Source organism: Allorhizocola rhizosphaerae, from assembly GCF_003426775.1.
Classification (GTDB): Bacteria; Actinomycetota; Actinomycetes; order Mycobacteriales; family Micromonosporaceae; genus Allorhizocola; species Allorhizocola rhizosphaerae.
The window spans coordinates 30420-53271 of record NZ_QJUG01000024.1; the positions used below are offsets into that span (position 1 = coordinate 30420).

22 protein-coding genes and 1 pseudogene are annotated in these 22852 nt (G+C 69.2%); 7 read left to right on the forward strand and 16 right to left on the reverse strand.

All coding sequences use genetic code 11. The annotated features are described in order from the left end of the window. The 6 genes from DM816_RS07125 to DM816_RS07150 form a co-directional block, all read right to left on the reverse strand. Positions 1-987, reverse strand: coding sequence for an ABC transporter permease (locus tag DM816_RS07125; RefSeq protein ID WP_117209348.1), 987 nt, complete (start codon positions 985-987; stop codon positions 1-3). Then, the gene (locus tag DM816_RS07130) at positions 984-1736 is read right to left on the reverse strand and encodes an ATP-binding cassette domain-containing protein (protein WP_117209349.1); all 753 of its coding nucleotides are present in this window, start codon (positions 1734-1736) and stop codon (positions 984-986) included. Before DM816_RS07130 ends, DM816_RS07125 begins: the two co-directional genes overlap by 4 nt. Next, entirely contained in the window at positions 1733-2629 is an 897-nt protein-coding gene (locus DM816_RS07135) for a hypothetical protein (RefSeq protein ID WP_117209350.1), read from the reverse strand. The genes DM816_RS07130 and DM816_RS07135 overlap by 4 nt, the downstream gene beginning before the upstream one ends. After that, positions 2613-3977 (reverse strand): FGGY-family carbohydrate kinase, encoded by a 1365-nt coding sequence (locus DM816_RS07140; protein WP_162907201.1) that lies wholly within the window; start codon positions 3975-3977, stop codon positions 2613-2615. Before DM816_RS07140 ends, DM816_RS07135 begins: the two co-directional genes overlap by 17 nt. Next, the gene (locus DM816_RS07145; protein ID WP_117209352.1) at positions 3977-4978 is read right to left on the reverse strand and encodes a class I mannose-6-phosphate isomerase; all 1002 of its coding nucleotides are present in this window, start codon (positions 4976-4978) and stop codon (positions 3977-3979) included. The genes DM816_RS07140 and DM816_RS07145 overlap by 1 nt, the downstream gene beginning before the upstream one ends. Before the next feature lie 571 nt (positions 4979-5549). After that, positions 5550-6113 carry a TetR/AcrR family transcriptional regulator gene (locus DM816_RS07150; protein WP_117209353.1) on the reverse strand — a complete coding sequence of 188 codons (564 nt, stop codon included), beginning with the start codon at positions 6111-6113 and terminating at the stop codon, positions 5550-5552. 102 nt (positions 6114-6215) lie between these two features. Between DM816_RS07150 and DM816_RS07155 the strand changes: the two genes are divergently transcribed. The 3 genes from DM816_RS07155 (at position 6216) to DM816_RS42275 (ending at position 7423) form a co-directional block, all read left to right on the forward strand. Continuing rightward, on the forward strand, positions 6216-6659 hold the full coding sequence (locus DM816_RS07155) for a nuclear transport factor 2 family protein (RefSeq protein ID WP_117209354.1): 444 nt from the start codon (positions 6216-6218) through the stop codon (positions 6657-6659). 101 nt (positions 6660-6760) lie between these two features. Next, complete coding sequence (locus tag DM816_RS07160) at positions 6761-7252, forward strand: YfbM family protein (protein ID WP_162907202.1); 492 nt, start codon at positions 6761-6763, stop codon at positions 7250-7252. A 9-nt stretch (positions 7253-7261) separates the two neighbouring features. Next, entirely contained in the window at positions 7262-7423 is a 162-nt protein-coding gene (locus DM816_RS42275) for a Clp protease N-terminal domain-containing protein (RefSeq protein ID WP_162907203.1), read from the forward strand. 8 nt (positions 7424-7431) lie between these two features. On the opposite strand, the gene DM816_RS07165 is transcribed toward DM816_RS42275, so the two are convergent. The 3 genes from DM816_RS07165 to DM816_RS07175 are packed head-to-tail and all read right to left on the reverse strand — an operon-like array spanning position 7432 to position 14071. Continuing rightward, on the reverse strand, positions 7432-10134 hold the full coding sequence (locus DM816_RS07165; protein ID WP_117209356.1) for a non-ribosomal peptide synthetase family protein: 2703 nt from the start codon (positions 10132-10134) through the stop codon (positions 7432-7434). Next, a complete protein-coding gene (locus DM816_RS07170) occupies positions 10131-12839 on the reverse strand; it encodes a condensation domain-containing protein (protein WP_117209357.1) in 2709 nt (902 codons plus the stop codon). Before DM816_RS07170 ends, DM816_RS07165 begins: the two co-directional genes overlap by 4 nt. Continuing rightward, entirely contained in the window at positions 12827-14071 is a 1245-nt protein-coding gene (locus DM816_RS07175; RefSeq protein WP_117209358.1) for an SGNH/GDSL hydrolase family protein, read from the reverse strand. The genes DM816_RS07170 and DM816_RS07175 overlap by 13 nt, the downstream gene beginning before the upstream one ends. Before the next feature lie 205 nt (positions 14072-14276). On the opposite strand from DM816_RS07175, the gene DM816_RS07180 reads away from it, so the two are divergent. The 3 genes from DM816_RS07180 to DM816_RS07190 all read left to right on the forward strand — a co-directional run bounded on the left by DM816_RS07180 (position 14277) and on the right by DM816_RS07190 (position 15288). After that, the gene (locus DM816_RS07180; RefSeq protein ID WP_117209359.1) at positions 14277-14423 is read left to right on the forward strand and encodes a SapB/AmfS family lanthipeptide; all 147 of its coding nucleotides are present in this window, start codon (positions 14277-14279) and stop codon (positions 14421-14423) included. An 87-nt stretch (positions 14424-14510) separates the two neighbouring features. Then, positions 14511-14948 (forward strand): SRPBCC domain-containing protein, encoded by a 438-nt coding sequence (locus DM816_RS07185; RefSeq protein WP_117209360.1) that lies wholly within the window; start codon positions 14511-14513, stop codon positions 14946-14948. Then, positions 14935-15288, forward strand: coding sequence for an ArsR/SmtB family transcription factor (locus DM816_RS07190; RefSeq protein WP_246001662.1), 354 nt, complete (start codon positions 14935-14937; stop codon positions 15286-15288). The genes DM816_RS07185 and DM816_RS07190 overlap by 14 nt, the downstream gene beginning before the upstream one ends. Before the next feature lie 200 nt (positions 15289-15488). Here the strand turns inward: DM816_RS07190 and DM816_RS07195 are convergent, their stop codons facing one another. The 5 genes from DM816_RS07195 to DM816_RS44240 all read right to left on the reverse strand — a co-directional run bounded on the left by DM816_RS07195 (position 15489) and on the right by DM816_RS44240 (position 21073). Further along, a complete protein-coding gene (locus tag DM816_RS07195; RefSeq protein ID WP_117209362.1) occupies positions 15489-16499 on the reverse strand; it encodes a serine hydrolase in 1011 nt (336 codons plus the stop codon). A 141-nt stretch (positions 16500-16640) separates the two neighbouring features. After that, complete coding sequence (locus tag DM816_RS07200) at positions 16641-17597, reverse strand: ArsR/SmtB family transcription factor (RefSeq protein WP_117209363.1); 957 nt, start codon at positions 17595-17597, stop codon at positions 16641-16643. A 164-nt stretch (positions 17598-17761) separates the two neighbouring features. Next, the gene (locus DM816_RS07205) at positions 17762-19741 is read right to left on the reverse strand and encodes a peptidoglycan recognition protein family protein (RefSeq protein ID WP_117209364.1); all 1980 of its coding nucleotides are present in this window, start codon (positions 19739-19741) and stop codon (positions 17762-17764) included. Positions 19742-20105: 364 nt separating this feature from the next. Beyond that, positions 20106-20819 carry a Gmad2 immunoglobulin-like domain-containing protein gene (locus DM816_RS07210; RefSeq protein ID WP_246001664.1) on the reverse strand — a complete coding sequence of 238 codons (714 nt, stop codon included), beginning with the start codon at positions 20817-20819 and terminating at the stop codon, positions 20106-20108. Next, positions 20765-21073 (reverse strand): HAMP domain-containing protein, encoded by a 309-nt coding sequence (locus DM816_RS44240; protein WP_246001666.1) that lies wholly within the window; start codon positions 21071-21073, stop codon positions 20765-20767. Before DM816_RS44240 ends, DM816_RS07210 begins: the two co-directional genes overlap by 55 nt. Between DM816_RS44240 and DM816_RS45675 the strand changes: the two are divergent. Continuing rightward, positions 21072-21269: pseudogene (locus DM816_RS45675) on the forward strand (AMIN-like domain-containing (lipo)protein); the annotation flags it as partial. The gene DM816_RS44240 and the pseudogene DM816_RS45675 overlap by 2 nt on opposite strands. 14 nt (positions 21270-21283) lie before the next feature. On the opposite strand, the gene DM816_RS07220 reads toward DM816_RS45675, so the two are convergent. Both DM816_RS07220 and DM816_RS07225 read right to left on the reverse strand, forming a co-directional pair. Continuing rightward, positions 21284-22141: a hypothetical protein gene (locus DM816_RS07220; RefSeq protein ID WP_162907205.1), complete on the reverse strand. Its 858-nt coding sequence runs from the start codon at positions 22139-22141 to the stop codon at positions 21284-21286. Between the two features lie 24 nt (positions 22142-22165). Further along, positions 22166-22852: MATE family efflux transporter (locus tag DM816_RS07225; protein ID WP_246001667.1), on the reverse strand; the 687-nt coding region annotated here is incomplete at its 5' end.

Consider the following 22852-nt stretch of genomic DNA (forward strand, 5'->3'; position numbering starts at 1 on the left):
CTAACCGCGGTTGCGGGAGCGCCGCCGCAGTTGGTCGAGCCATACCGCCACGATGAGCACGAGGCCCACCGCCACGTCCTGCCAATAGGGCTGCACCCCATTGATGACAAAGCCGTTCTTGAGCACGGCCGGGATCCAGACCCCGATGAGCGTGCCGATGATCGAGCCCACGCCGCCGAAAAGGCTTGTGCCGCCCAGCGCGACCGCCGTGACGGCCTGGAGGTTGTCGGTGGAGTGGCCGCCGATACTGGTGGTGCTGAAATACGCCACGGAGAGGAACCCGGCGAACCCGGCCGTGACGCCGCCGATGAGGTACACCTTGAGCAGATGCCGTTCGACGTTGATGCCCACGCGGCGGGCCGCCTCGGGGTTGGAGCCGATCGCGAAGGTGTGCCGGCCGAAGACCGCCATGTGCAGCAACACATATCCGGCGACGACGATGATGAGCGCGATCGGGATGAGGTTGGGCACGCCCGCGATCCATGAGCCGTGGCCGATCGGGTCGAGCGCGTAGGTGGACGTGTTCACTCCATTTTGGAGGATCAGCGCGACGCCGAGTCCCGCGCCGAGCGTGCCCAGGGTGGCCAGCAGCGGTGGGACCTTCATGTATGCCACGACGATCCCGTTGATGGCGCCGATGGACAGCCCCGCGAGGATGGCCCCGCCCAGCGCCGCGAACACGTATCCGATGTGGACCTCGCCCGGCTGGGTGTCGAGCCCGCCCACCATCTCCAGCGCGTGCACGGCGAACACCTCGCCGAGCACGATGCCGCTGGGGATCGACAGGTCGACACCGGCGGTGATGATGACGAACGTCGTGCCCACGCTGACCACGGTCAGGATCGCCACGTTCTGCGCCAGCTGGAGGAAGTTGCCGGGCGTGTTGAACAGTCCCGGCGCCATGATGGAAAACGCCGCGATGATGAGCAGCAGCGCGCCGAACGTCACCATGGTCGGCGTGCGCAGGATTTCCTTGGCCCGCGTCATTTTTGCGCCTCCTCGTTGGTGTACGCGCCGGAGATCGCGGCGATCAGGCGGTCCACATCGGACTCGCCGCGCCGGAAGCGCGCCACCCGGGCGCCGAGGCGCAGCACCTCGATCCGGTCGGCGACGTCGAGCACCTGCGGCAGGTTGTGCGAGATGAACACGACCGCCACCCCCCGATCCCGGATCCGGGCGACCAGTTCGAGCACCTTCTCGGTCTGGATCACCCCCAGCGCGGCGGTCGGCTCGTCCATGACGATCACGTTGGAGGCCCACATCGCGGCGCGGGCGATCGCCACGGACTGCTTCTGCCCGCCCGAAAACGCGGCCACCGGCTGGCGCATGTCCTGCACGAGCCCGACGCCGAGGTCGGCGAACGCGGTCGCGGTGCGGCGGCGCATCTCCGCGTGATCGTGCAGGAAGCGCAGCCTTCTCAACTCGCGGCCGAGGAACACGTTCGCGGCGGCGTCGAGGTCGGGCGCGAGGGCCAGGTCCTGGTACACGGTCTCGATCCCGCGCGCCTTGGCGTCCTGCGGGCCCGTGAGGTGCACCGCCTCGCCGCCCACGCGGACCTCGCCCTCGTCGGCGATCAGCGCGCCGGACAGCACCTTGATCAGCGTCGACTTGCCCGCGCCGTTGTCGCCGACCAGGGCCGTGACCTCGCCCGGGTACGCCTCGAAGGAGGCACCGCGCAGCGCTCGGACCTGACCGAAGCTTTTCACTATGTTGTACGCGGCGAGCGCAGGTGTCATTGGACTACCTCCCGCCAATCACGGCCGCGGCCTTCGATCGCCTTGTTGAGCGCGACCATCCGCTCGACCGCTGTCGTCGCCAAAAATTCGCGGCGGGCCTCACCGGTCAGGCCCGCGGCCTCGCCCCAAAACGCGCGCCCCGCGATGTATCCGGACGCGCCGGCGTCCATCGCCGTGAGCACCCGCTCGGTGAACTCCTCGGCCTTCACGCCGGCCGACAGCAGTGCCCACGGCACGTTCCCACACACCTGGCTGACCTTGCGGCAGCCGTCCGCGCCGCCCGGCCATTCGAGCTTGAGCAGATCCGGCCCCAGCCGGGCCAGCAACTCGGCGGAGCGGATCACCATGTGCGCGCGCTGCTCGTCGGTCCACTTCTCGCCCGGAAGTTTGGTCACCAGGGGCTCGATGACCGACGGCATGCCGGCCGCGCGGCAAGCGGCGATCGCCTGGCCCACCGCGTCGATCGCCTCCTGCGCCAGATCCGGCTCCCCATCGGCGGCCGGGCGGTCCGGGCGCCAACGCACCAGGAACTTCAGCGCCACGCCCCCGTTGGCGCGCACGAACTGCGGCCCACGCTCGGGCGAGAACTCCGTGCGCTGCTCGCCGTTCCACGTCGGCTGGGGCGAAAGCTCGCTAGCGATCAGCAGTCCGGCGTGCGGCGCGAGGGCACCGGCCGCACGCACCGGGCCGACGCCGAACTCGACATCGGTCAGCACGCCGGAGGCCAACGGGGACAACGCCTGGATCACGTCCACTTTGAACTGGCGCATCGCGTCCTCATCGGACGGCATGCCCGCCTTGTCGAGCATCGACTTGAGCGTGCCGCGCTGATCCATCGCCAGGATGGCGAACCGCCCGGCATCATTGGCAATCTGGTCAAGGCTGTAGGACATCCTGTTTACCTTTCGTGGGGGTACCTAGCCCAGCCGCGCGGGCGGCCATGAGCGCCGCTCCATAGGCGCCCGGCTCGGCGATCGCGGTCGTGCGCATGCCCGGGAACTGGCGTCGCTTGGCCTCCAGCACGCCCGGGTTGTACAGCCAGCCACCGGCCGCGACGACCGTCCGATATGGACCGGCGATCGCCTCGATGCGGGCGAGCGCGGCATCGGTCTCGGCGATGAACGCGTCGATCGCGGTACGCCAGAGCGCCGCTGGCGTCACACCGTCGGTGATGCCCGCGAGACCGAACTCCTCGTCGCGCGGGTTGACCAGGCGCAGTGTGGTCTGCTGGCCGTGGCCCTCGCCCTGGCCCTGCTCGGCCAGCGCGATCGCCTGCGCACCGAGCTCGGCCCGGGTGGCTGCGTCCATGGCGCCGACCATCGTGGCGATCCGGTTGAGCGTGAGCCCGGTGGGCAGCCCGACCAGGACGGACAGGTGACCTTCTATCACGGCCCGGCCCACCGACATGCCCTGCCCGGCGAGCGCGCCGATGCGTTCCGGCGCAAGCGATCCCTCGATGGTGCGCACGAGCGCCTCCGCCGTGCCGAGCGAGTCGAACAGTGCCCCGTCGACCGCGGCGCCCACGGCGTATGCGGCCACCTGATGGTCGTGGCCCGCGACCGTGAGCACGGCGCGCTGGAGCCGGTGCGGCACATGCTCTCCGGTAGCGTGGCCCACGGGCGTGCCCGCGACGACGGGTTCGCTCAGCAGGCCGGGCCGGCCCAGCAGGTCCAGCGGTGCGGACCACGGCTCGGCGCGCGCCACGTCGAACAGCCCCGTGCGGCTGGCCAGCGACAGCTCCGACACGGGTGCGCCGCCGAGGCAGCGGATGGCCCACTCCGGTACCGAATAAAAGGTTTTGGCTTCTTGGGTTTCCGGGACGTGCCGGCGCAGCCACAGCAATTTGGACAGTGACGGCAGGGCGGTCAGCGGCAGCCCGGTGGTCGTCTGGAACACCTCGGTGCCCAGCTCGCGCGCGATCGTTTCGATTTCGCCGCGCGGATCGTGCCACGCTATGGCGGGAGCGAGCGGGCGGCCGGACCCGTCGGTGAGCACACCGGTCTCGGCCATGCCGGTCACACCGATGCCGAGCACGGGAGTGTCCACTCGTGACACCGCTTCGGCGCAAACCGCCTTCACCGCATCGGCCAGCGCCATCGGATCGGCCTCAGCGTGCCCGGCACCGTCGCGCCGCCACGGCGTCTGCCGCTCGGCATCACCGCACGCCCGTCCCAGATGATCGATGGCGACCGCTTTGATGCGTGTCGTCCCGACGTCGACCCCGACCAGCAAGCCTTCCACTAGTCCTCCCCTCTGGGTGGCCGGCAGGCAATTGCCTCGATCGGCCCGGCCAGACTCCACCTGCCGGACGCGTGCGGCACCACCGCCGCATCCCCTCGGTGCAGCGCGAGGCGATCGCCCGACTCGGCGACGAGCATCCCCTCCCCCGCCAGCACCACGACGATGGCGAAGCCCGCGTCCACTTCGGACTGTCCAATCCGGTGCGCACGGAAGTACGGCCCGGCAGCGGGAGGCAACAGATCCGCAGTCTTGTGGTCCGCCCGCACGATCAGCTGGTCGAGCTCGTCGTCGGTGACCGCCTCGCAGCGCAACGGCTCCAGGGCCGTGTCGAAGCCGAGCCCCAGATGCCCGCCCGCTTCTATGTCGACGGCCAGATCGGCGCCCTCCAGCAGGATCGACAGGTCGGTCGGCTCCTGCAGTTCGAGCACGAAGATGCCGGCGTCGATGCTGTGGGCGAACCCCGCCGGGACGAGCACGGCATCACCGGGCCGCACTTCGACCTCACGCAGCGCGCCGAGCAGCGCGGCCGAGTCGCCCAGCATCGCGCGGACATCGAGCGCGCGCAGTGTCTCGGCGAACCCGAGCCGGACCTTGGCACCCTCGTCGGCGTGCAGCACGATCCAGGCCTCGTTCTTGCCGTGCACGAGTCCGAGATGGCGCCGGGCGAACGCGCGGTCGGGATGGAAGTGCACGGGCAGGCGCTGCCCCGCGTCGAGCAGCTTCACGAGAAGCTCGGTGGACGCGCCGAAGCGTGCCGCATGCTCGGCCCCCAACCAGCCCACCGGATCGGCCTCGATAGCCGTGCGCAACAGCGTGCCGTCCGCGAGACGGGAAAGCCCCTGCCCCGGCGCTGATGTCATCGTGGTCATCGAACCGAGCCACTCCTCGGGCCGGTTCGGCGCGCCGTCGGGACTCCCGCCGCGCAGGGCCGCAATCCGGCGCCCGCCCCGGTAGAAATGCTCGACCTGGTTAAGAGGCAGCAGTTGAGGTGCTATGCCCATGACGCACACCGCCCGCGCACGACGCCGCGCTCGATCGAGTCCTGTCGCGACGTTCGGTATTCGCCAACCAGCACGGCGCACCTCCCGGCATGCGTTCTCGTCTATGACATCGATGTCATAGCGACTTGATCTCAAGCTAGCCCTCACGACATCCACTCGTCAATAGCCTGCGACGCCCAGGCCACACATCCGTTACCGAGCCGAAACCTGACATCGTGGTCAGCACCCCGCGGCAGGAACGTTCGTTCGCGCCCGCTACGTCTCTGCACCGGCAGCTCGGAGCAAGAGACAACGCCACCAAAAGCAATCCCAGCGCGGGCCGGCGACCTACGTTCACGCGCGCTACAACTCTGCTCCGACAACTCGGAGCAAAGACGTAGCGCCACGGAAAGCCAGCCTGAGCAGGACCGCAGCGAGGCGGAAACCGACCGAACCAGAGACTCTGCGCGACCGGAGGCCACTCGACCGGAGGCGCGCCATGACGACCAACGCGGCGACGGCGCAGCAATGACGGCGCGGCGGTCGCGGCGGCGGCGGTCGAGGCGGTCGAGGCGAGTATTGAGGGCGCGTGTCAGTCTCGGCGCGAAGCTGGCCTGAGACCGTCGAAGACGATGGCGAGCACCCGCGCCCGTACCTCATCATCGAGGTAGGCGTATGCGGCAGCCCGTGACGTGCCGACTAGCAGCGCGTAGACCTCGGGCAACTCGATGTCGTCTCGGACGGCGCCGGCTTGCTGGGCCCGCAGCAGCAGCGCGCCGACGGCTCGGCGCAGCCGGTTTGACGCCTGGGCGGCCTCGCCCTCGCCGTCACCGCCCGCGGCGAGAAGCGCCTCCCCGATGGCGATTTTCGTCGTCGCGTCGGCGACGAGCCGGTCAAAGAAGTCGAAGAACGCCTCGCCGGGATTCACGGCGCCGATCAGCGCTTCGGCCTGACCGTGCAGACGGTCGAACCGCCGGGTGAGGACGGCCTGCAGCAGTGCCGCTTTCGTGGGGAAGTGGCGGAACACCGTCGCGATGCCCACCCCGGCCTGGCGGGCCACCTCCTCGGTCGACGCGGACTCGCCGCCCTTGCCGAACACTTCTTCGGCAACGTCCAGGATGCGGGCGCGGTTGGTTCGCGCATCGGCGCGTTTCATTACTGCCTCTCGTTGGCATCCGAAGTCTCCACTCCGTATATTCGGAGTCTAGACTTCGGAAACTCGGTCCCCGCACGTGTAGCGCGACGATAGGAGAATCGTATGACCCATGCCCTTAGCCCACGAGAGGTCTTCCTCGCGCTGGTCAGCGGCGTTGCCGAGGGCCGATGGGAGGAACTGCCCGACCTCTACGCGGAGCAGACCCACGTCGTGCACCCCTTCGACCCGCGACGTGCGGCTGCCCTGCGCACCCGCGATGAGCTTCGCGAGCACTTCAGGCCCAAGGGCACCGGACCAGGTCTGCAACGCCGGGCAACCAACATCACCATCCATGAGACCGCCGATCCCGAGGTCATCGTCGCCGAGTTCGAATATCAGGGCACGGTGACCGACACCGGGGAGCCCTTCTCCCTGCCTGGAATCTTCGTGCTCCGGGTGCGCAACGGCGAGATCGTCAGCTCCCGCGACTACTTCGACCACTTCACGGCCGCCCGCATCCGCGGCCGGCTCGATACACTCATGTCGCTCGCGGGGCATGATCGATGAAGCGCGGGAGCCCGGATATACGCGAACGGACGCGGCCGGGCGGGTGTGCGAAGATACCTCGTCGTTCGCATGAGGGTCGTTCGCATGAGATTGGATGGGGCATGGGCAGTCTGGGCGTGCACTACGCGATCGAATCCGACGTGGTGGCCGACCTTCTGGCCGCCGACGATGACGAGGAAGTCGCGGCCGTCATCGAGCGGATCGAAGAGGAGATGATCGGTGTCGACCACTGCGACACCGACAAGGCGTGGGACGCCATCCATCGCAGCCTGACCGACGGCTACCTGGCCTACGACAACGGCGGCTACCCGCTCAACGCGGCCATCCTGGGCGGCCGGCAGGTGTACGAGGGCGACGACTACATCGTCAGCCTGCTATCCCCCGAGCAGGTCGACGACGTGGCCGCCGCCCTGGCCGACGTGTCGCGCGAGCGCCTTCGAGCCGGCTACGACGCCATCGACGCCGGCGACTACGGTCCCGAGTTCGGCGATGACGATTTCGAGTACACCTGGCACAATTTCCGCGACCTCGTCGACTTCTTCCAGCGTTCGGCCAAGACCGGCGCGCACGTCATCTTCACCGTCGACCAGTAGCTGCCGGCGATGCCGATGTTCGGGCAGGCGGCCCGCGATCTTGTGGACAAGGCCTACGCCACCGCGAAAACTGCGGGTGCCGGCTCGGTTGAGATCGAACATCTTCTCATCGCCATCATGGACACGGACCCGAGCGGCGACGCGGCCGTGTGCCTGGCGGACGCGGGCTGACCAGGGTGCTATGTGCCTCGGGTTTGGCTCGCGGCCGCGAGGGCCGAGATGGTCGGGGTGTCGAAGAAGATGTGCAGTGGGAGGTCGATGCCGAGGTGTCGGCGCATGCGGGCGGCGATTTTGGTCACGGTCAGCGAATGGCCGCCGAGGTCGAACAGGTCGTCGTCGGGGCCGATGTCTTTGCGGCCCAACACTTCGCACCAGATACGGTAGATCTGCTCGGCCACGCCGGTGTATCCGTCCGATGTGGAGTCCGGCTCCGGCTCGGGCAGCCGTGACCGGTCGAGCTTGCCGTTGGCGTTGAGCGGAAGCTCTGGAAGGAAAACATATTTTGTCGGTACCTGGTGCGCCGGCAGCACTTCGGCCATGTGTTCGCGCAGATCGGTGGCATCCCCGACCACATATGCCACCAAGGTCTCGCCGTCGTGCGTCATCGCCGCCGCGGAGCGGATGCCGGGATGTTCCAGCAGGCGCGCCTCGATCTCGCCGAGCTCGACCCGGTACCCCCTGAGCTTGATCTGATTGTCAAACCGCCCGATCCATTCGAGGCTGCCATCATGCCGCAGGCGCACGCGATCGCCCGTGCGATAGGCGCCGTTGACGAAGCGTTGCGCCGTGAGTTCGGGTTGGCCGAAATAGCCGCGCGCCACGCCTGCCCCGCCGATGCACAGCTCGCCGGGAATTCCCTGCGGCACAGGGGAAAGCGAGTCATCGACGACTGTGACGGTGGTGTTGGGCAGTGGGCGGCCGATGGTGACCGGGCCATCGTCCACTTCGGAATAGGTGGACCAGACCGTGGTTTCGGTGGGACCGTAGAGGTTCCACAGGCGTGCGCTGCGGCCACGGATCTGCCGCGCGATCGGCTCGGGCAGCGCCTCGGCGCCCGAGATGGCCACGACACCCGGCTCGTCGAATCCGGCCTCCAGCAGACGTTGCCAGGTCGACGGCGTGACGTGGACATGTGTCACGCCCTTGGTGCGGATGAGTTTGAGCAACCGTTCGGCGTCGCGGGCCTCGTCCTCGGTCGCGAGCACGACCGTGCCGCCCATGACAAGCGGCAGCCAAAGCTCCGGAATGGACATGTCGAACGCGAACGAAGCCACGGCGAGAAACACCGGCCGCGGCGGGATGTCGAGGCAGTGGCGCAGCCCGGCGAGCAAATTGGACAGCGAGTCGTGTCCAACCGCGACGCCCTTCGGGCGGCCCGTCGAACCGGACGTGTAGATGACGTAGGCCAGGCCCGGATTGGACGTGCCGCTCCATTCGAGCCCGACGACGCCGTCCTGGGTGAGCACGGCCCGCGGTCGGGCGTCGGATAACAGCAGGCTCTGTCGAGCGGGCGGATAATCGGGGTCGAGCGGGACGTATGCCGCGCCTGCCTTCCACACACCGAGCAGCGCCGCGAGGAGTTCGGGCGTGCGGCGCATGCGCACCGCGACCCGGTCGCCCGGTCGTACGCCCCGGTCGCGCAGCGCCACCGCGATGTCTTCGGCAGCCGCGACGAGGCCGGCGTAGGTGAGGTCGAAACCCGATCCGGTCACGGCGATGCCCGTGCCCGTGATCTGCTCGTCGATGTGGCCGGGCGGGACGGGCATGGCCGCGCCCGTGAGGCCGGTCAGCTCGCCGGGCACGAGCATGGGCCGGGCCGGGTCGCCCGCGAGGAGGTTCTGGAAGTGGGCCGCCATGCGCTGCACGTCTTCGCGGCGCAATTGCGAAGGGGCGTACTGGAACCGGACCCGTGCCTCTCGCCCGTCATCGACGACCTGGACGTGCAACGCGTTGCGTGCCCAGCCGTGGAAGCCCATCCACTCGACCTCCGCCTCAAGCCCGGCGAAGGGTGGCACAGGCCCGCGCCTGCGGTAGCTGATCGAAACGGGTGCCAGCGCCAGCCTCGGATTGCCTTGCAGCTCCACATTTCTAAGCCGGTACAGGTCGCGCAGGCGGGCCAGCACGGATTGCGGGGCGGCCTGCAGCGGGAGCTCGTTGACGTACAGGCCGATGCAGTCGCGGTCCTCCCGGCGCCGCGTCCCGAGGTCGATCGCGACCGTGGGGTCCGCGTTGCCGTACCGGAAAAGCAATTCGAAGAGCGTGCTGAGCAGGAGCTCAAATCGGGTGAGCCCGGCACGGGTCTGTGTCACGGTGAAGTCGACGCATTCGCCCGGCAGCGCCCTGGCCGACACCGCGCGCAGGCCCGGGAGCGTGACGTCCGACCACGCGGGCGCCGGTGCGTCGCCGACCGGTGTCCTCATCGGAGTGTCCTGCGGTGGAGGCGGCGGTGCGGTGAGCCGGCCCGAACCACCCGAGTTGTACGCGGCCGCGAGATCGCGCAGGAACAGGTCTTTGGACTGGCCGTCGAAGACCAGGTGGTGCGCGACCACGTGCAGCAGGTGCCGATCGGGCCCGTCCGGTGTGAGATGGAACCGGATCAGCGGGCCGTTTTCCAGATCGAACGGTGCGTCGGGCGCGTCCGCGGGCTCGAACGACACCCACGGCCGCCGCCTGGCGCGGTATATGTGGAGTTGCTCGTCGCGCTCCTCGAACGCGCAGCCCAGGATCGGGTGCTGCGCCACGACCTTGAGGCACGCGTGCGCCATCCGGTCCCGGTCAAGCGGGCCGGTGAACACGATGGACATGGGCATGTGATAGACGGCGCCGGCTATCCCAAGACGTTCGTTGAGCCACATGGCGTGTTGGGCAGCGCTAGCCTTCATAACAAACTCTTCCTTAGCTCACGTGCTATATCGTCCATTGTGGACCTGTCGAAGGCGTGCTGGTTCCACAGCAGCCAGGCCGACAGGGTGCCATCCTGCTGCTCGACCACCGCGAGTTCGGGCGACTGGCGGTCGGGTTGGCCGTCCGCCGTGGGCCAGTCGGCCTCAAGCGCGCGTGGCAACTCATGTGGCTCGGACTCCAGGCCCGGGAAGTGCGCCGGACCGGCCCAGTGCTCGACCCGCAGAAACGATGCACCGCTGTGTGCCTGGTAGAAGCGGGCGAAGGGGTGGTACTGGTGTTCCAGCGCGTCCAATGTGGACCGTTTCACCCGGGCGAGCAGTTCGTCAAACGTGCACTCCGACGCGTCGATGCGCAGGAGCACCGACTGCACGAGGCAGCCGATGAGGCGTTCGCTCCCCGGCCGGGTGCGGCCCTGCAGCGGCACCAACAGCACGATGTCGGCAGAGCCCGTGAATCGGGCCAGGGTGGAAGCCCAGCAAGCGGCGATCACCATGAAGGCCGTCGCATGGTGCGCGTGCGCCAGCTCGTGCAGCCGCGCGGCCGGGCCGAAGTCGAAGCGCAGCGAGGCGTGCCTGATGCGCATCACGTCTTGCCGCCGCGCCGGGAAGTCCAGATGCGAGGGAGCTCCGGCCAGGGCCTGCGTCCAGTACGGGGTCGTGCGCTCCCACTGCGCACGCGTCCATGCCACGTGCGCGCGATACCCGAGCGGCAACGGCTTAAACGGCACCGGCGAACCCGAACGCAGCGCCGAGTAGACCGCGCCGAGCTCGTGCAGCAACACACCCATCGACGCGCCATCGAACACCAGGTGATGCACGGCCAGCCCGAGCACGTAGTCGTGATCGTCGAGCTGCGCGATCGCCGCCCGCACGACCGGCCCGCGCTCCAGGTCGAACCGGCCCTCGCGGTCGGCGAGCACCTCCTGCGGCGTGTCGACGAGCGTGACCGCCGGTGCGAGCCAGTCCAAAACGACGGGCCGCCGGTCGCGCAACACCATGCGCAACGCTTCGTGCCGTCCGATCACGACGCCGAGTGCCTGCTCGAGCAGCGCCGCGTCGAAGGTGTCGCGGATGCGGATGCCCACACTCACCGGACCGGCGTCGCGCGGCGGATCGGTCTTGTGCATCCACACGAGCAGGCTCTCCTGTGTCGCGGTGAGAGCCACGTCGTCGGTCTCCACGATCTCCGGGGCGGTCGGTGTCATGTGCCCCGCCATTTCGGCCAAATTGGATGATCCAAACACGACCTCCAGCGGGAGGCCTGCCTGCTCGGCCAGGCGCGACGCCGTCAGCGAATCGCCGCCCAGGGCGAAGAAGTTGTCCCCCGGCCCGACCTCCGGCACGCCGAGCACCGATCGGCAGACCGACAGCAGCGCGGCCAGCTGTCCTTTGAGGACCTTGCCCATCTCGTTGCGCGGCAGGGCGTTGGTCACGTCGATGCGCGCCGGGATCTCGTACGGTGCGAGCCGATCAGCCAGAAACGCCCGCAAATCAGGCACTTCGCAGGAGAGCACGACCGACGCGACCAACATCGTGCCCATCGTGGGATGCGGCAACCCGACGACGGTCGCGTCCGCCACCGCCGGATGCTCGTGCAGCGCGTGCTCCACCCGGATCGTGGACACCCGGTGCCCCGCGACCTTGACCACATCGGACGCTCGATCGAGCAGATGGAGGTACCCGTCCGGGTCAAGGTAGCCGACGTCCCCGGTGCGCACCCACCCACCGGCGAACGGCGCCTGCCCGTAATAGCCCCGCGCGTGCGGCGAACGCAGCCACACCTGCCCGGCACCGTCCACCCACACGTCCGGCGACCGGCCCAGCGCCGTGGGCCGGTCCGGGTCGAACACCATGCTCACGAACGCCGGCGCCGCCTCGGTGGACGTATAGGAATTGACGATTGTCACGTCGGGCAGGACTTTGGACAGGCGCAGCGCCACCGCCGGGGGCAGCGGAGCGGCCGACGATGCCACCAGCTCCACGGACTTGAGGTCGTCGGCGAACGGGAGCAGGGCCGTCACCATGGTCGGGACGACGAAGACGGACGTGGCCGCGTGGCGGCGCACCAGGGCCGCGAAGCCCGCGGGCTCGAACGACGGCGCGACCACGAACGTCGGCCGGGCCACGAGCGAGGCCATCAGCATCGTCTGCGCGGCATTGGTACCCAACGGAAAAGCATGGACCACATGCCGGGAGTGAGCCAGCCGGCCGAGGCCATGGGTCAGGTTGGCATGGCTGGCGAATACTCCCTTGGGGGTACCGGTCGTGCCCGACGTGTAGATGATCTGCGCCCGGTCGTCGGGCGAGACCGCCGGAAGCTCGCCGTGCAACACAAACTCCAGATTGGACGGTCCTAACACGACAGCTGCCCCGCAGTGGTCGAACAACTCCGCTGCCCGCGCACCTGGCAGCGACGCCGACACCGGCACGGCGGTCGCGCCCGCGGCGGTGACCGCCACGAACGCGACCGCGTAGTCCACCCAGTCCGCCCCGCCGAACACGAGCCCGACCCGTTCCCGAGGACGCACCCCGCGCGACACGAGCGCCCTCGCCGCAGCTTGGGAACGCTCGTGCCACTCGGCCATGGTCAAGGCGGGTCCGCCGTCGACCATCAGCGCGACGTGGTCGGGCTCGGCCGCGGCCCGCGCGGCAAGCAGACCGGGGATGGTGCTTAAAGCTGCCACAGCGGGATGGCGTTGGCCAGCGCCTCCGAGCCGGCGGCGTTGGGGTGGATGTGGTCCCCGCTGTCGAACTCCGGCTTGAGCTTGGTGGGCTGGGCCGGGTCGCGCAGGATCGCATCCATGTCGATCAGATAGTCGAACTCCGTGCCGGCGCGCAGGTACGCGTTGACCGTGGTGCGCGTGGCCTCCTTCTCGGGGGTCCAGGTGGTGTATCCCTCGAACGGCCCGATCGTGCACACGAGCGCCCGGATCCCGCGCTCCTTGAGTTGCGCGGCAAGCTGGCGCAGCCCGGCGATGACCCGGTCGGGCGCGGTGTTCACGAAGTGGATGTCGTTGACGCCGAGTTCGACGATGACCGTGCGCACCCCGGTCTGCCCGTACACGTCGTCGTCCAGCCGGGCCATGCCGGACAGGCCCGCGGCCGCGAAGTTGATGGCCGCGGCGGCGTCGTGCGTGGCGAAGTTGCCCGACAGCGCGAGGTTGAGCACGCCCGGGTCGCCCAGATGCGGATAGGTGTTGACGATGCGTGTGGCGAGCGCGTCGGTCCACCGCTGGTTGGCGTTGAGGGGCGAACCGAACCCGTCACTGATCGAGTCGCCGAGCACGACCACGGTGCCGTGGGCGGTGCGGCTCGCGACATCGACCCCCGCGAGGAAGTAGAAGGAGTTGAACGTGTTGGTCGGCCCGGCCCCCGACGGGTCACCCGCGCGGTCGCCGGCGTACACATAGGACGTTTGCCGGGCCTGCCAGTGCCACGACGTCTGGCCCGTGGCCTCGGGCAGGAAGATCGTCACGGCGAGCTCCGACAGCGCGGGCACGGCGAGGTCGAGCGGGTCGCTGATCACCTCGGCGCCCTTGAAGATGGTCACGCCCGCGTCGCCGCCGTTGAACGTGAGGCCGCGCAGCGATCCCGGGACGAGCTCGGGCGAGCCGGGCGCCGACGGGATGCCGACCGAGGCGTGGCCGACCCTGATCGCCTGCGCGCCGAACTCGTTGGAGAGCCGGATGCGCATCTTCTCGCCCGCCACGGACGTGCGCACGATCATGCGCAGCGACTGGTTGTTGAATCCGGCCAGGGAGTTTGCGGTGTTGCCCGCGCTGGGCGCGGTGAGCGCCGTCGCCCACGTGCCCGTCCACCTGGGCTTGAACGTCGCGGTCGCGGGCTGCGTGCCGACTACGCCGAGTGCGGCCGCGGCGATCGCCAGCACGGCGATCTTTTTATGTAACCGGATCACAGTGTTTTACCTCCATTTATGGATGGACGTTCGAAAGGATGCCGGACCGGTCAGCGTCGCCGTATCAGCCTCAAAGCCAGTCCTCGGTGACGTCCGTGGACCGTCCACTGCCGACACGGCGGGCCGATTCATTCATTTGGTACCCCGCTTGCCACCGCCAAAAGTGGGGTAGAGGCACGCTCGTCTATGAGGAGGTTGGTTGACCATGGCACTTCTCGATCTGCAGGCGCTCGACGCCCGTCCGGTCCCGACCGGGCACCCCTTCAGCGAGATCAGCTTGCTCCTGTGCCCGTCGGAGAACAGCATTCACCTGTGCTGGCGCAGCGAACTCAGCGTGACCTTATGCGCCTGAGCGGCCAATCCCATGGTCGGCTTGACGCAACCAGTCAGTTGCGATAGTTTGGTTAGCAACTGACCGGTTGCTATAGAGGAGACGACCATGGGATTTCCCGATCGCATCGAGCGCACCCTGCAGCTGACCCAATCGCCCGAGCGCGTGTGGCAGGCGCTGACCACCGCCGAGGGCCTGGGCACCTGGTTCGGCAACAGCGCCGAGGTCGACCTGCGGGTCGGTGGTCTGGCTAAAATCAGGTGGGACAGCGGCGACACCGCCACCCTCACGATCGAGCGTCTGGAGCCACCGCGCGTGTTCGGCTACACCTGGGGCATCTACGGCCTGCCCGAGGGCGACCCCCGCCGCACCTATGTGGAGTTCACTTTGGAGCCCAACGATTCCGGCACCACGCTGACCATGGTGGAGTCCGGCTTCGCGCAGCTGCCCGAGGACGCCGGCTACAAGCCGGCCTTCGCCGCCAACACCGAGGGCTGGACCAGCGAGCTGGGCGAACTGGTCGCCTACCTCAATGCCCAAGGCTGAGCCGGAAGCGATGGCCACGCCCGACCTGGAGGCGGTGGCGCAGGAGGTCTTCACCGCACTGGCCGACCCGAGCCGGCGAGGCATCCTCGCCGCGCTCGCGGCCGGCGGGCCGGCCACGGCCACCGATCTGGCGGCCAGGCTGCCCATCACCCGGCAGGCCATCGCCAAACACCTTGCCCTGCTGGCCGAGGCGGGGCTGGTGGTGGCCGAGCCCGGGGAGCGGCGCCGGGTCCGATACCGCGTGGACTCCGCGCCCATGATGGTGGCGCAACAGTTCCTGGCCGCGCTCGCCCGCGACTGGGACGGCCCGCTGGCCGCCCTGCAGCGCGGGCTCAAGTGACCATCTCAATGGGCAACGCGCCGCGAGGATCGCCGGCGACGGCCGGCTCCCCCCATCTTGATCGGTGTCTGACGCGCGGCCTGCGCGCGGGTGTCGTCACCGCTTGCCGAAACGTCCACCAAATTCCTGAACGTCCATCGGACGCGAGACTACCGGGGCTCGTGCGGCGCCCGATCCGGCCGGGCGCCGCACATCGAAAATCAGCCGCCGTTCACCGGCTCGAACTTCGGCACGAAGTGGCGGGCACCGCTTGCCGCCACGCCCGCCGGCGGGGTGTATTTGTTGACCACGTTTAGCATGACCCGGCCCAGCTTGGCGTGGGCCTCGACCCCTGGGTGCGTGGCGCCGTAGTTGTCGAGATCGCCCAGCCCGTTGGCGAACATCGCATAGGTCAGCACGGGCCTGCCGTCCGTGCCGAACATGATGCCCGCCTCGTTGCGCGTCGCGCCCATGGTGTTGAAGTCTGCGCCGTATTTCGAGGCGACCCGGCTGCGCTCGGCCGACGACATGTTGCGCCGGACGCCGTCGTTGTAGCCGAGGATCCAGCGCATCTGCCGGAGCAGGAAGTCGCAGGACGCGGTCGACAGCAGCGTCTTGTTGGCCAGCCGCCACAGCAGGTCGTGCATCTCCCGCGGCGTCGTCACGCCGAGGAAGAACCGGTTGGGGTTGGCCACCGGCTGCACGCGCGTGTGCACGAAGCCCTTCGCCGCCAGGATCTCGTTGATCTCCAGCGCCGGCGCCACCAGCCCGCACAGCCGCACAGCCGTGTTGTCGGAGGTCACCAGCATCGCCGTGAGGAAGTTGGCGATGGTGATCTGATCGCCCCACACGCCGTGCAGGTGGTAGATCCCGCTGCCGCCCAGGATGATGCTGGACGTCAGCTCCAGCTTCTGGTCCAGGGTGAGCAGTCCCCGATCGACCTTGTCGAGCACCGCCGTGGCAACCGCGAGCTTCTGCACGCTGTAACCGTTGACCACCCGGTCGGCCTCGTCCTGGACCACCGGCTGCAGCACGCCACTGCCGTCGAGCATGGCGATGTGCGAGCTCCAGACGCCACCTGCGATCACTTTGCGCTCTTCATAGACCCTTTGAATTCTTCCGGTACCCGAACCGTCCACACCGGACGGTTCGGCCGCCGCGGCCGGTTTCGCCACCGCGAGCGCCGCCGCGGCCGCACCCATCCCGATCGCCGCTCTGCGCGAAATAGCCATAGGTCACGTAGTCCTTTCCCCGTAAGACGACAAAACTTCACGCGAGCCTATGCGCGAATCAACACATTGACAACCGATGAGATATGCTGCAAATTGCATGGGACACAAAAAGGTTGGCCAAGATTCGGCCAAATTCTCGTGCTATTCCAACAGCGACAGTGCGCGGGCGGTGCGCAGGTGCAACGCGGTGCGGCCGTCGCGATGCGTCGCGACGAGGCCCGCCTCGCGCAGCACGGTGAGATGCTGCGAGACCGCGCCGGCCGTGATGTCGAGGGCGTGGGCCAGATCGGTGGTGGTGTGCGGGCGCGCCAACTGCGTCAGGATCGCCGCGCGAGTGCGGCCGATGAGGTCGGCCAGCGCCGCGGGGGTCGGTTCGGCGGACTCCCACAGCGTCGCCACCCCGCGCGCCGGATAGCGCAGCGTGCCGGCCGCGACCGGGCGGACACCCGCGGTCACACGCGGCCAGCAGAACGCGCTCGGGCACAGGATGAGCCCATGGCCGCGCAGGGCGACCCGGGCCTCGGCAGTCCTTTGTGGATGGACGACGAGTTCGCCTTCGCTCCAGGCGATTTCGGGGTGCAGGCCGGCGAACAGCCCGTCGAAGCCGTGCTCGGCAAGCAGTCCGGCGCGGTGTGCGATGTCGGCCTCCAGCACGCGGACGATGCGCTCCCAGTGTGGCTCGAGGATGCGCTCGAAACACTCCCGCAGCGCGTGGGTCACGCGCGGCAGCCAGCGGCGCGGATCGGCGGCGAACTCCGCGACCGCATGCGAGTGCAGCCGCGCGACATCGCCGCGGGCACGCGTTGCGGGCGTGGCTGTGACCCTGCGCAGCTCGGTGTCGAGGTCGGGCAGGCGCGCGTCGGGCGGCGGCATGAGAAACGAGGGCTTGAAGTCGTCGCGCGCGGTCAACGCCAGCAGCATGGGCAATCCGTCGATGTCGCGCAACCGCGGTCGTGCCCATGTCGCCCATGGCATGTGCACCGCGTGGACACCGGGCCGGCGCAGCACTGCCAGCGCCATGACCGTCTCATAGACCGGTGAGACGGCAAACCTGGTCCGGGACAGGTCGGCGGCTCCCAGCGGAATGCGCAGCCTCACGATGGCGCGCCCGCCGTGTCCAGCAAGCCCATCACGGCCGGGATGTCCGCCGGCCCGCCCGGCCGGATCACCACGTCAGTGCTCATGCAGCGACGCTACATCTCTGTTCCGAGAAACCGGAGCAGAGATGTAGCGCTGGCAAAAGTCCCCCGACCAGGGGTGGGTCAGAAGATCGACGGCAGGATATCGACGTCGTCCAGGTTGACGTACATAATGCGGTGCCCGAATTGGATCTGGACGTACCTCATCTCGCCCTCGACCACCGTCCGGTCGCCCGGTGACGATCCGTCGAACGTGACGGCCCGGTAGTACTCGCTGGGCAGGATGTCACCCACCACATAGCGCTGGCCCGCCGCGAACGTGTACTGCAGCGGCGCGAGCGGCTGATACGGCACGTTCGCGGGATAGGCCGCCTGCTCCGGATAGGCCCGCCCGTAGACCGGGATCGTGGCCCTGCCCTCCTTGGGCCGGGCGACAAACCCGAACGACCACAACGCGTTGCGCGCACCGGGCGGGTTGTGCAACCACGCCTTGCGGCCCAGGTACCAGATCGCCGTCCACTCGCCCCGCACCTCCGCGATGGCGAACTTCTGCCCGGCCGAGGCACGGGCGCCGTGATCCTTGACGTTCATCGTGTTGGGCGTGCCGTCCGGCCGGATGCCCAGATCGTTGATCAGCGGCGCGTCGTGCGCCGGGTCCTGCCGCAGGATCACCGACGACGACCCGCGCGACGGGCACGGGCCGGGGATCGGCAGCCCGCCCGGGTTGGACGCCGGCGGGCAGTGGGTGAACGCGGGCCGGTTGGTGGTGAAGTCGGGATTGATGGTCACCAGGCCGGTGTGGTGCGTGCCCGTCCCGTGCCACGGCGCGCGCAGCAGTTCGAAGTAGTGCGCCCAGTTCCAATACGGGCCCGGATCCCAGTGCATGCCCCCGACCCGCGCCGGCGTGATGCCCGGGATGTTGTCGTGCCCGATGATGTGCTGCCGGTCCAGCGGGATGCCCAGCGCGAAGGCCAGGTGCCGCACCAGTTTCGCCGAGGTGCGATACATGATTTCGGTGTACCAGGTGCCCTGCGCGGCGAATCCCTCGTGCTCGATGCCGACGGCCTTGGCGTTGAGGTACCAGTTTCCGGCGTGCCAGCCCACGTCCTTGGCCTTGATGTGCTGTGCCGTCTGCCCGTCGACGGAGCGCATCGTGTAGTGCCAGCTGGCCGGCCAGTTCACGTCCTGCCCGAGCCGGGTGGTGCCCGTGTAGTAGCCCTCCGCATCGTGGATCACGATGTATTCGATGCGCTGCTGCTGCGGGCGGTTGCCCTTGTCGTACTGCCCGTAGTTGCCGGGGTTCGATCCGTTGCCGCGCAACGCATATGCCGCCGGGAGCCACTCACACGCGATGTCGACCGGGCACTCCAGCCCGTCGGGGCGTTCAAGCTTGCGCAGCCGCCAGCGGTCGAGCCATCCGCGGTCGGGAGCGAGATTTCCGTGCGCTCTCAGCGTCACGGTGTGGCCGTCGTCGGTTGTGCGGTTCGCGCCCGCGCGCAGCGTCGCGTAGACCTCGTCGGCGAAACCGGCCGCGGCGTCATGTGTCTCGGCGCCCGAATATCGGGCCACCGCGCCATACCAGGCGGCCGGGTCGGTTGCGCTTCCCACCGGTCCTTGAATCTCTTCTTGGTACCGCCGAAGCAGCGCAGCCCCGCCGCGGATGTTCGCCGCCGGGTCGGACCGCAGGGCCTGCTTTGACTCGCCGCTCAGCGCGCTGGCCGGGTCGATGGTCTGCAACGCTGCGGCCGGCGGCCCGTTGTCGGGCACACCGTGCGGCGCCTGCTCGCTCGCCCGCGAGTCGTCGCCGCGCCGGTCGTCGCCGTGGTCGGGCAGCGCGTCCCGCCCCGCGCTCAGCAGCGCCGCATCGGTCAGGTGCATCGGCCCGAACCCGCCGCTGGTGCTGGGCGTGCCCGCGTTGACGTCCCAGCGGGACTCCAGATAGGACACCGCGAGCAGCACGCTCTCCGGCACACCGAACTCGGCCGCCGCCCGCGCATAGGCCTCCTGACGCTCATCGACCGCCTGCGCCGGGCTGACCGGTGTGAGCACGACCACCCCGGCGAGCGCCGCGGCCAGCAGACTATTCCTGGTGTATCGAGACATCGAACCTCCATCAGCTGTCTCCATCCCGGCCACCTTCGCCCCACCCGCCACCCCGTGTCAACGGTTTTCATGAACATCGTCACGGTCGAAAATGATTCACGACGTCTCCCCGGTTGGTCGCGCCTTCGGACGGATTCACCAATGTCTTCACGCGCGAGACGATTCACTTCATTCACACACGCCCCCGCTGGACCGCACGGTCAGCGTGAGTGAATCAAAACGCGGCACACGAAGTGAACGAAGGGAGTGAGCATCTTCCGTAGACTAGGCGCACTCTCCATGATGTCGGCGGGCCTGTCGCGCGCACCGCGGCCGTCCTCTTCCTACACCCGGGACGGCCGCGGCCCGCCTCACGCGACCCGCCTCAGCATCCGGCCAGTGTCACCGGGATGCGCACCTCGTTGACCCTCGTGCCGTCCTCACCGGACACCTCGAACACCTCGACCGTGCCGCGCTGCTGCGCGCACGGCTGGTACGGCAAAGTCATCGAATAGGTGCCGCGGCAGCCCGAACCGCACGTGGCCGTCGTGAAGCGGGCGCCGATCTCCTGGCCCGACGCGTCCAGGACGCGCGCGTTGACCGTGGCCTCGCGGGTGCTCGCCGTGCCGCTCACGGTGACCGGGCTGGTCACCCGCTGCCCGAGCACCGGCTGCAGCACGAGAATGGGCGGCAGCGCGCAGGCGAGGTCGGCCCGCCCGTACGGCTGCTCGAACGGGTCGTTGTTGTGCAGGAACCGCACCCGCGACACGGTCGGGAACTGGGTGAGCGTGTGGACCACCTGTGCCTGGCGCATGCGCCGCAGGTCTCGGCCGCCCGCGAACAGCCCGGATGAGAAGGCCACCGTGGCGGTCCCGCCGGCGATGCCCTTGATGTCAAACGTCGTGCTGTCGGTGACCGCGTTGGTCACGCCCGCCTCGCGCTCCTGCGCGGTCGGCCCGGCGAACAGCTCGGTGAGCGCGAGCCGCGACGTGGCCAGGGTCGCGGGACGGGTGCGGCTGGTGGCGAAAAGCCTGCCCTTGTAGGTCAACCAGACCTGGATCGTGGTGACGTCCGCCGGTTCGGGTGACTGTATGTGCAATGTGGACGGTGTTGGCGCGGTGGGTGGCGGCAGCGCGGACGGTCCCGGGCCGAGCGAGCCGGAGCCCTCGGGCCCGCACCCGGCCGCCGCTCGTGCGCGACATCGGCCGTGAACTGGCGTTCGCGCGCGATCTTTGACTCCAGCGCATCGGCCACGCGGTTGAACGACTCCGCCCACGCGCCGAACTCGTCGCGCCCGTGCACCGGCAGCCGCGTCGCGAGCAGTCCCTCGGCCACCGCGTGGGAGGACGCCATGCTGAGCACGGCCCCGCGTGCGCTCGACCCGAGCCAGGCGCGGCACTACATCGGCCCGAGCCGGATCGCGCCCGAGCTGCCGCTGATCCGGGAGGTCGCGGTGGCCGGCGACTTCGAAGCCGTGCTCAGCTTCGGCGTCGGGCTGAGCCGCAAGGCCGAGGTACGCGTGCAAACCCTGACCGAGCCCGCCCGGGTCGTCTTCGACTTCGTCTACCGATCCGGGGTCGGGCCGTCTCGCCCCGCCCTCGGCGGGTCCACGGCCACGGCCGTCTCGTCACTCTCGCTCGCGGCCCTTGCGGCGGCGAGCGATGGGAGGGGCCTCGTTGCCTCGGCGGTGACCTCCGCGACCCGCTCGACGTGGTCGCCGCCGAACATCGACGCCTCGCGCACGCGCAGCAGCAGGCAGAAGGTCGGCCGCTCGCGGAACTCGCGCTCCAGCCGCCGGCGCCTGCCGGTCAGATAGCGCGCCGCCGCGTGATTGGTGCGCGCCGTCTGTCCGATCAGGAGGAACACCGGTCGGCGCGCCTCGGGCGGCACGGTCCGGATCAGCAGCACGTATTCCTCGCGACCGGGAGTGCGCGTGAACACCCGCTCGCCGATGCGCACGGGCAGCTCGTCATCGATGCCCTCGCCCTCGGCCAGCTCCATCCGCACGCCTGGGAACAGCAGCCGCAGGTAGGCTGCCGTGCGCGGGTTGGTGATCGGCCCGCCCACGCAATACTCCGTCAGCCGCCCCGACTCGCGCCGGGCATCGCCCGCCACGACCAACGTGGGCTCGCCGCCGCAGTCCTTGATCGCCGAAGCGAGCTCGATCAGCGTGGCCACGTCCTCCCGGTGCACACTGCTCGGCCGCGGCGACGAATGGTGCTTGGCCACAAACATCAGCACCTCGGCGCCCGGCTCGACGCCGAAGAACGCACGCTTGCGCCCCGCATCGCGCAGCCTCACCAGCCGCTGCGCCGCCCACACGGCCACGCCGGCGATGACGCTCGCCAATAGGTTGATCGCGAGATCATGCATCCGCGCCAGCCCTCCCCACCACAGTCCAAAGCAGACTCTAGTGGCCACCCCGCCCGCCCCGCACTCGCGACGTCATCGCGCGGCCGGGGTGACTTGGGCGCCGGTGATGGCCCAGCGGCCGGAGCGGAGGCGGAGCACGAGTGCGGCCAGGCGGATGACGATGAACAGGGTGAGGCCCGCCCAGACGCCGTTGAGTCCGAGCTGGAGGATGTGCGCGGTCCATATCGCGGGCAGGAACCCGCCGAGCGCCGCGGCAAGGGTGAGGTTGCGCATGTAGCGCACGTCGCCCGCGCCGATGAGCACGCCGTCGAGGGCGAACACGATCCCGGCCAGCGGCTGCATCAAAGCGAACCACGGCCACGCCACCAGGGCCTGCTCCTGCACGGCCGGGTCGGACGTGAACCACCCCGGCACGACCCACGCCCCGGCCCCGATCAGCGCGCCGAGCCCGAGCCCGCACACGCCGCCGATGACGGCGATCCGGTTGGCCAGCGAGCGCGCCTCCTCGCCACGCCCACCCCCGAGTGACGCCCCGACGAGTGATTGTGCCGCGATGGCGACCGCGTCGAGCGCGAGCGCGCAGAACAGCCACAGCTGCAGCGCGATCTGGTGTGCGGCGAGGGCGGTCACGCTGAACCGGCCGACCACCGCGGTCGCCGACAGGAAGCACGCCTGGAACGCCAGCCCGCGCAGGATGAGATCTCGGCCGACGACAAGCTGGTCTCGCATCACCGCCAGGCGCGGTCGCAGATCCACGTG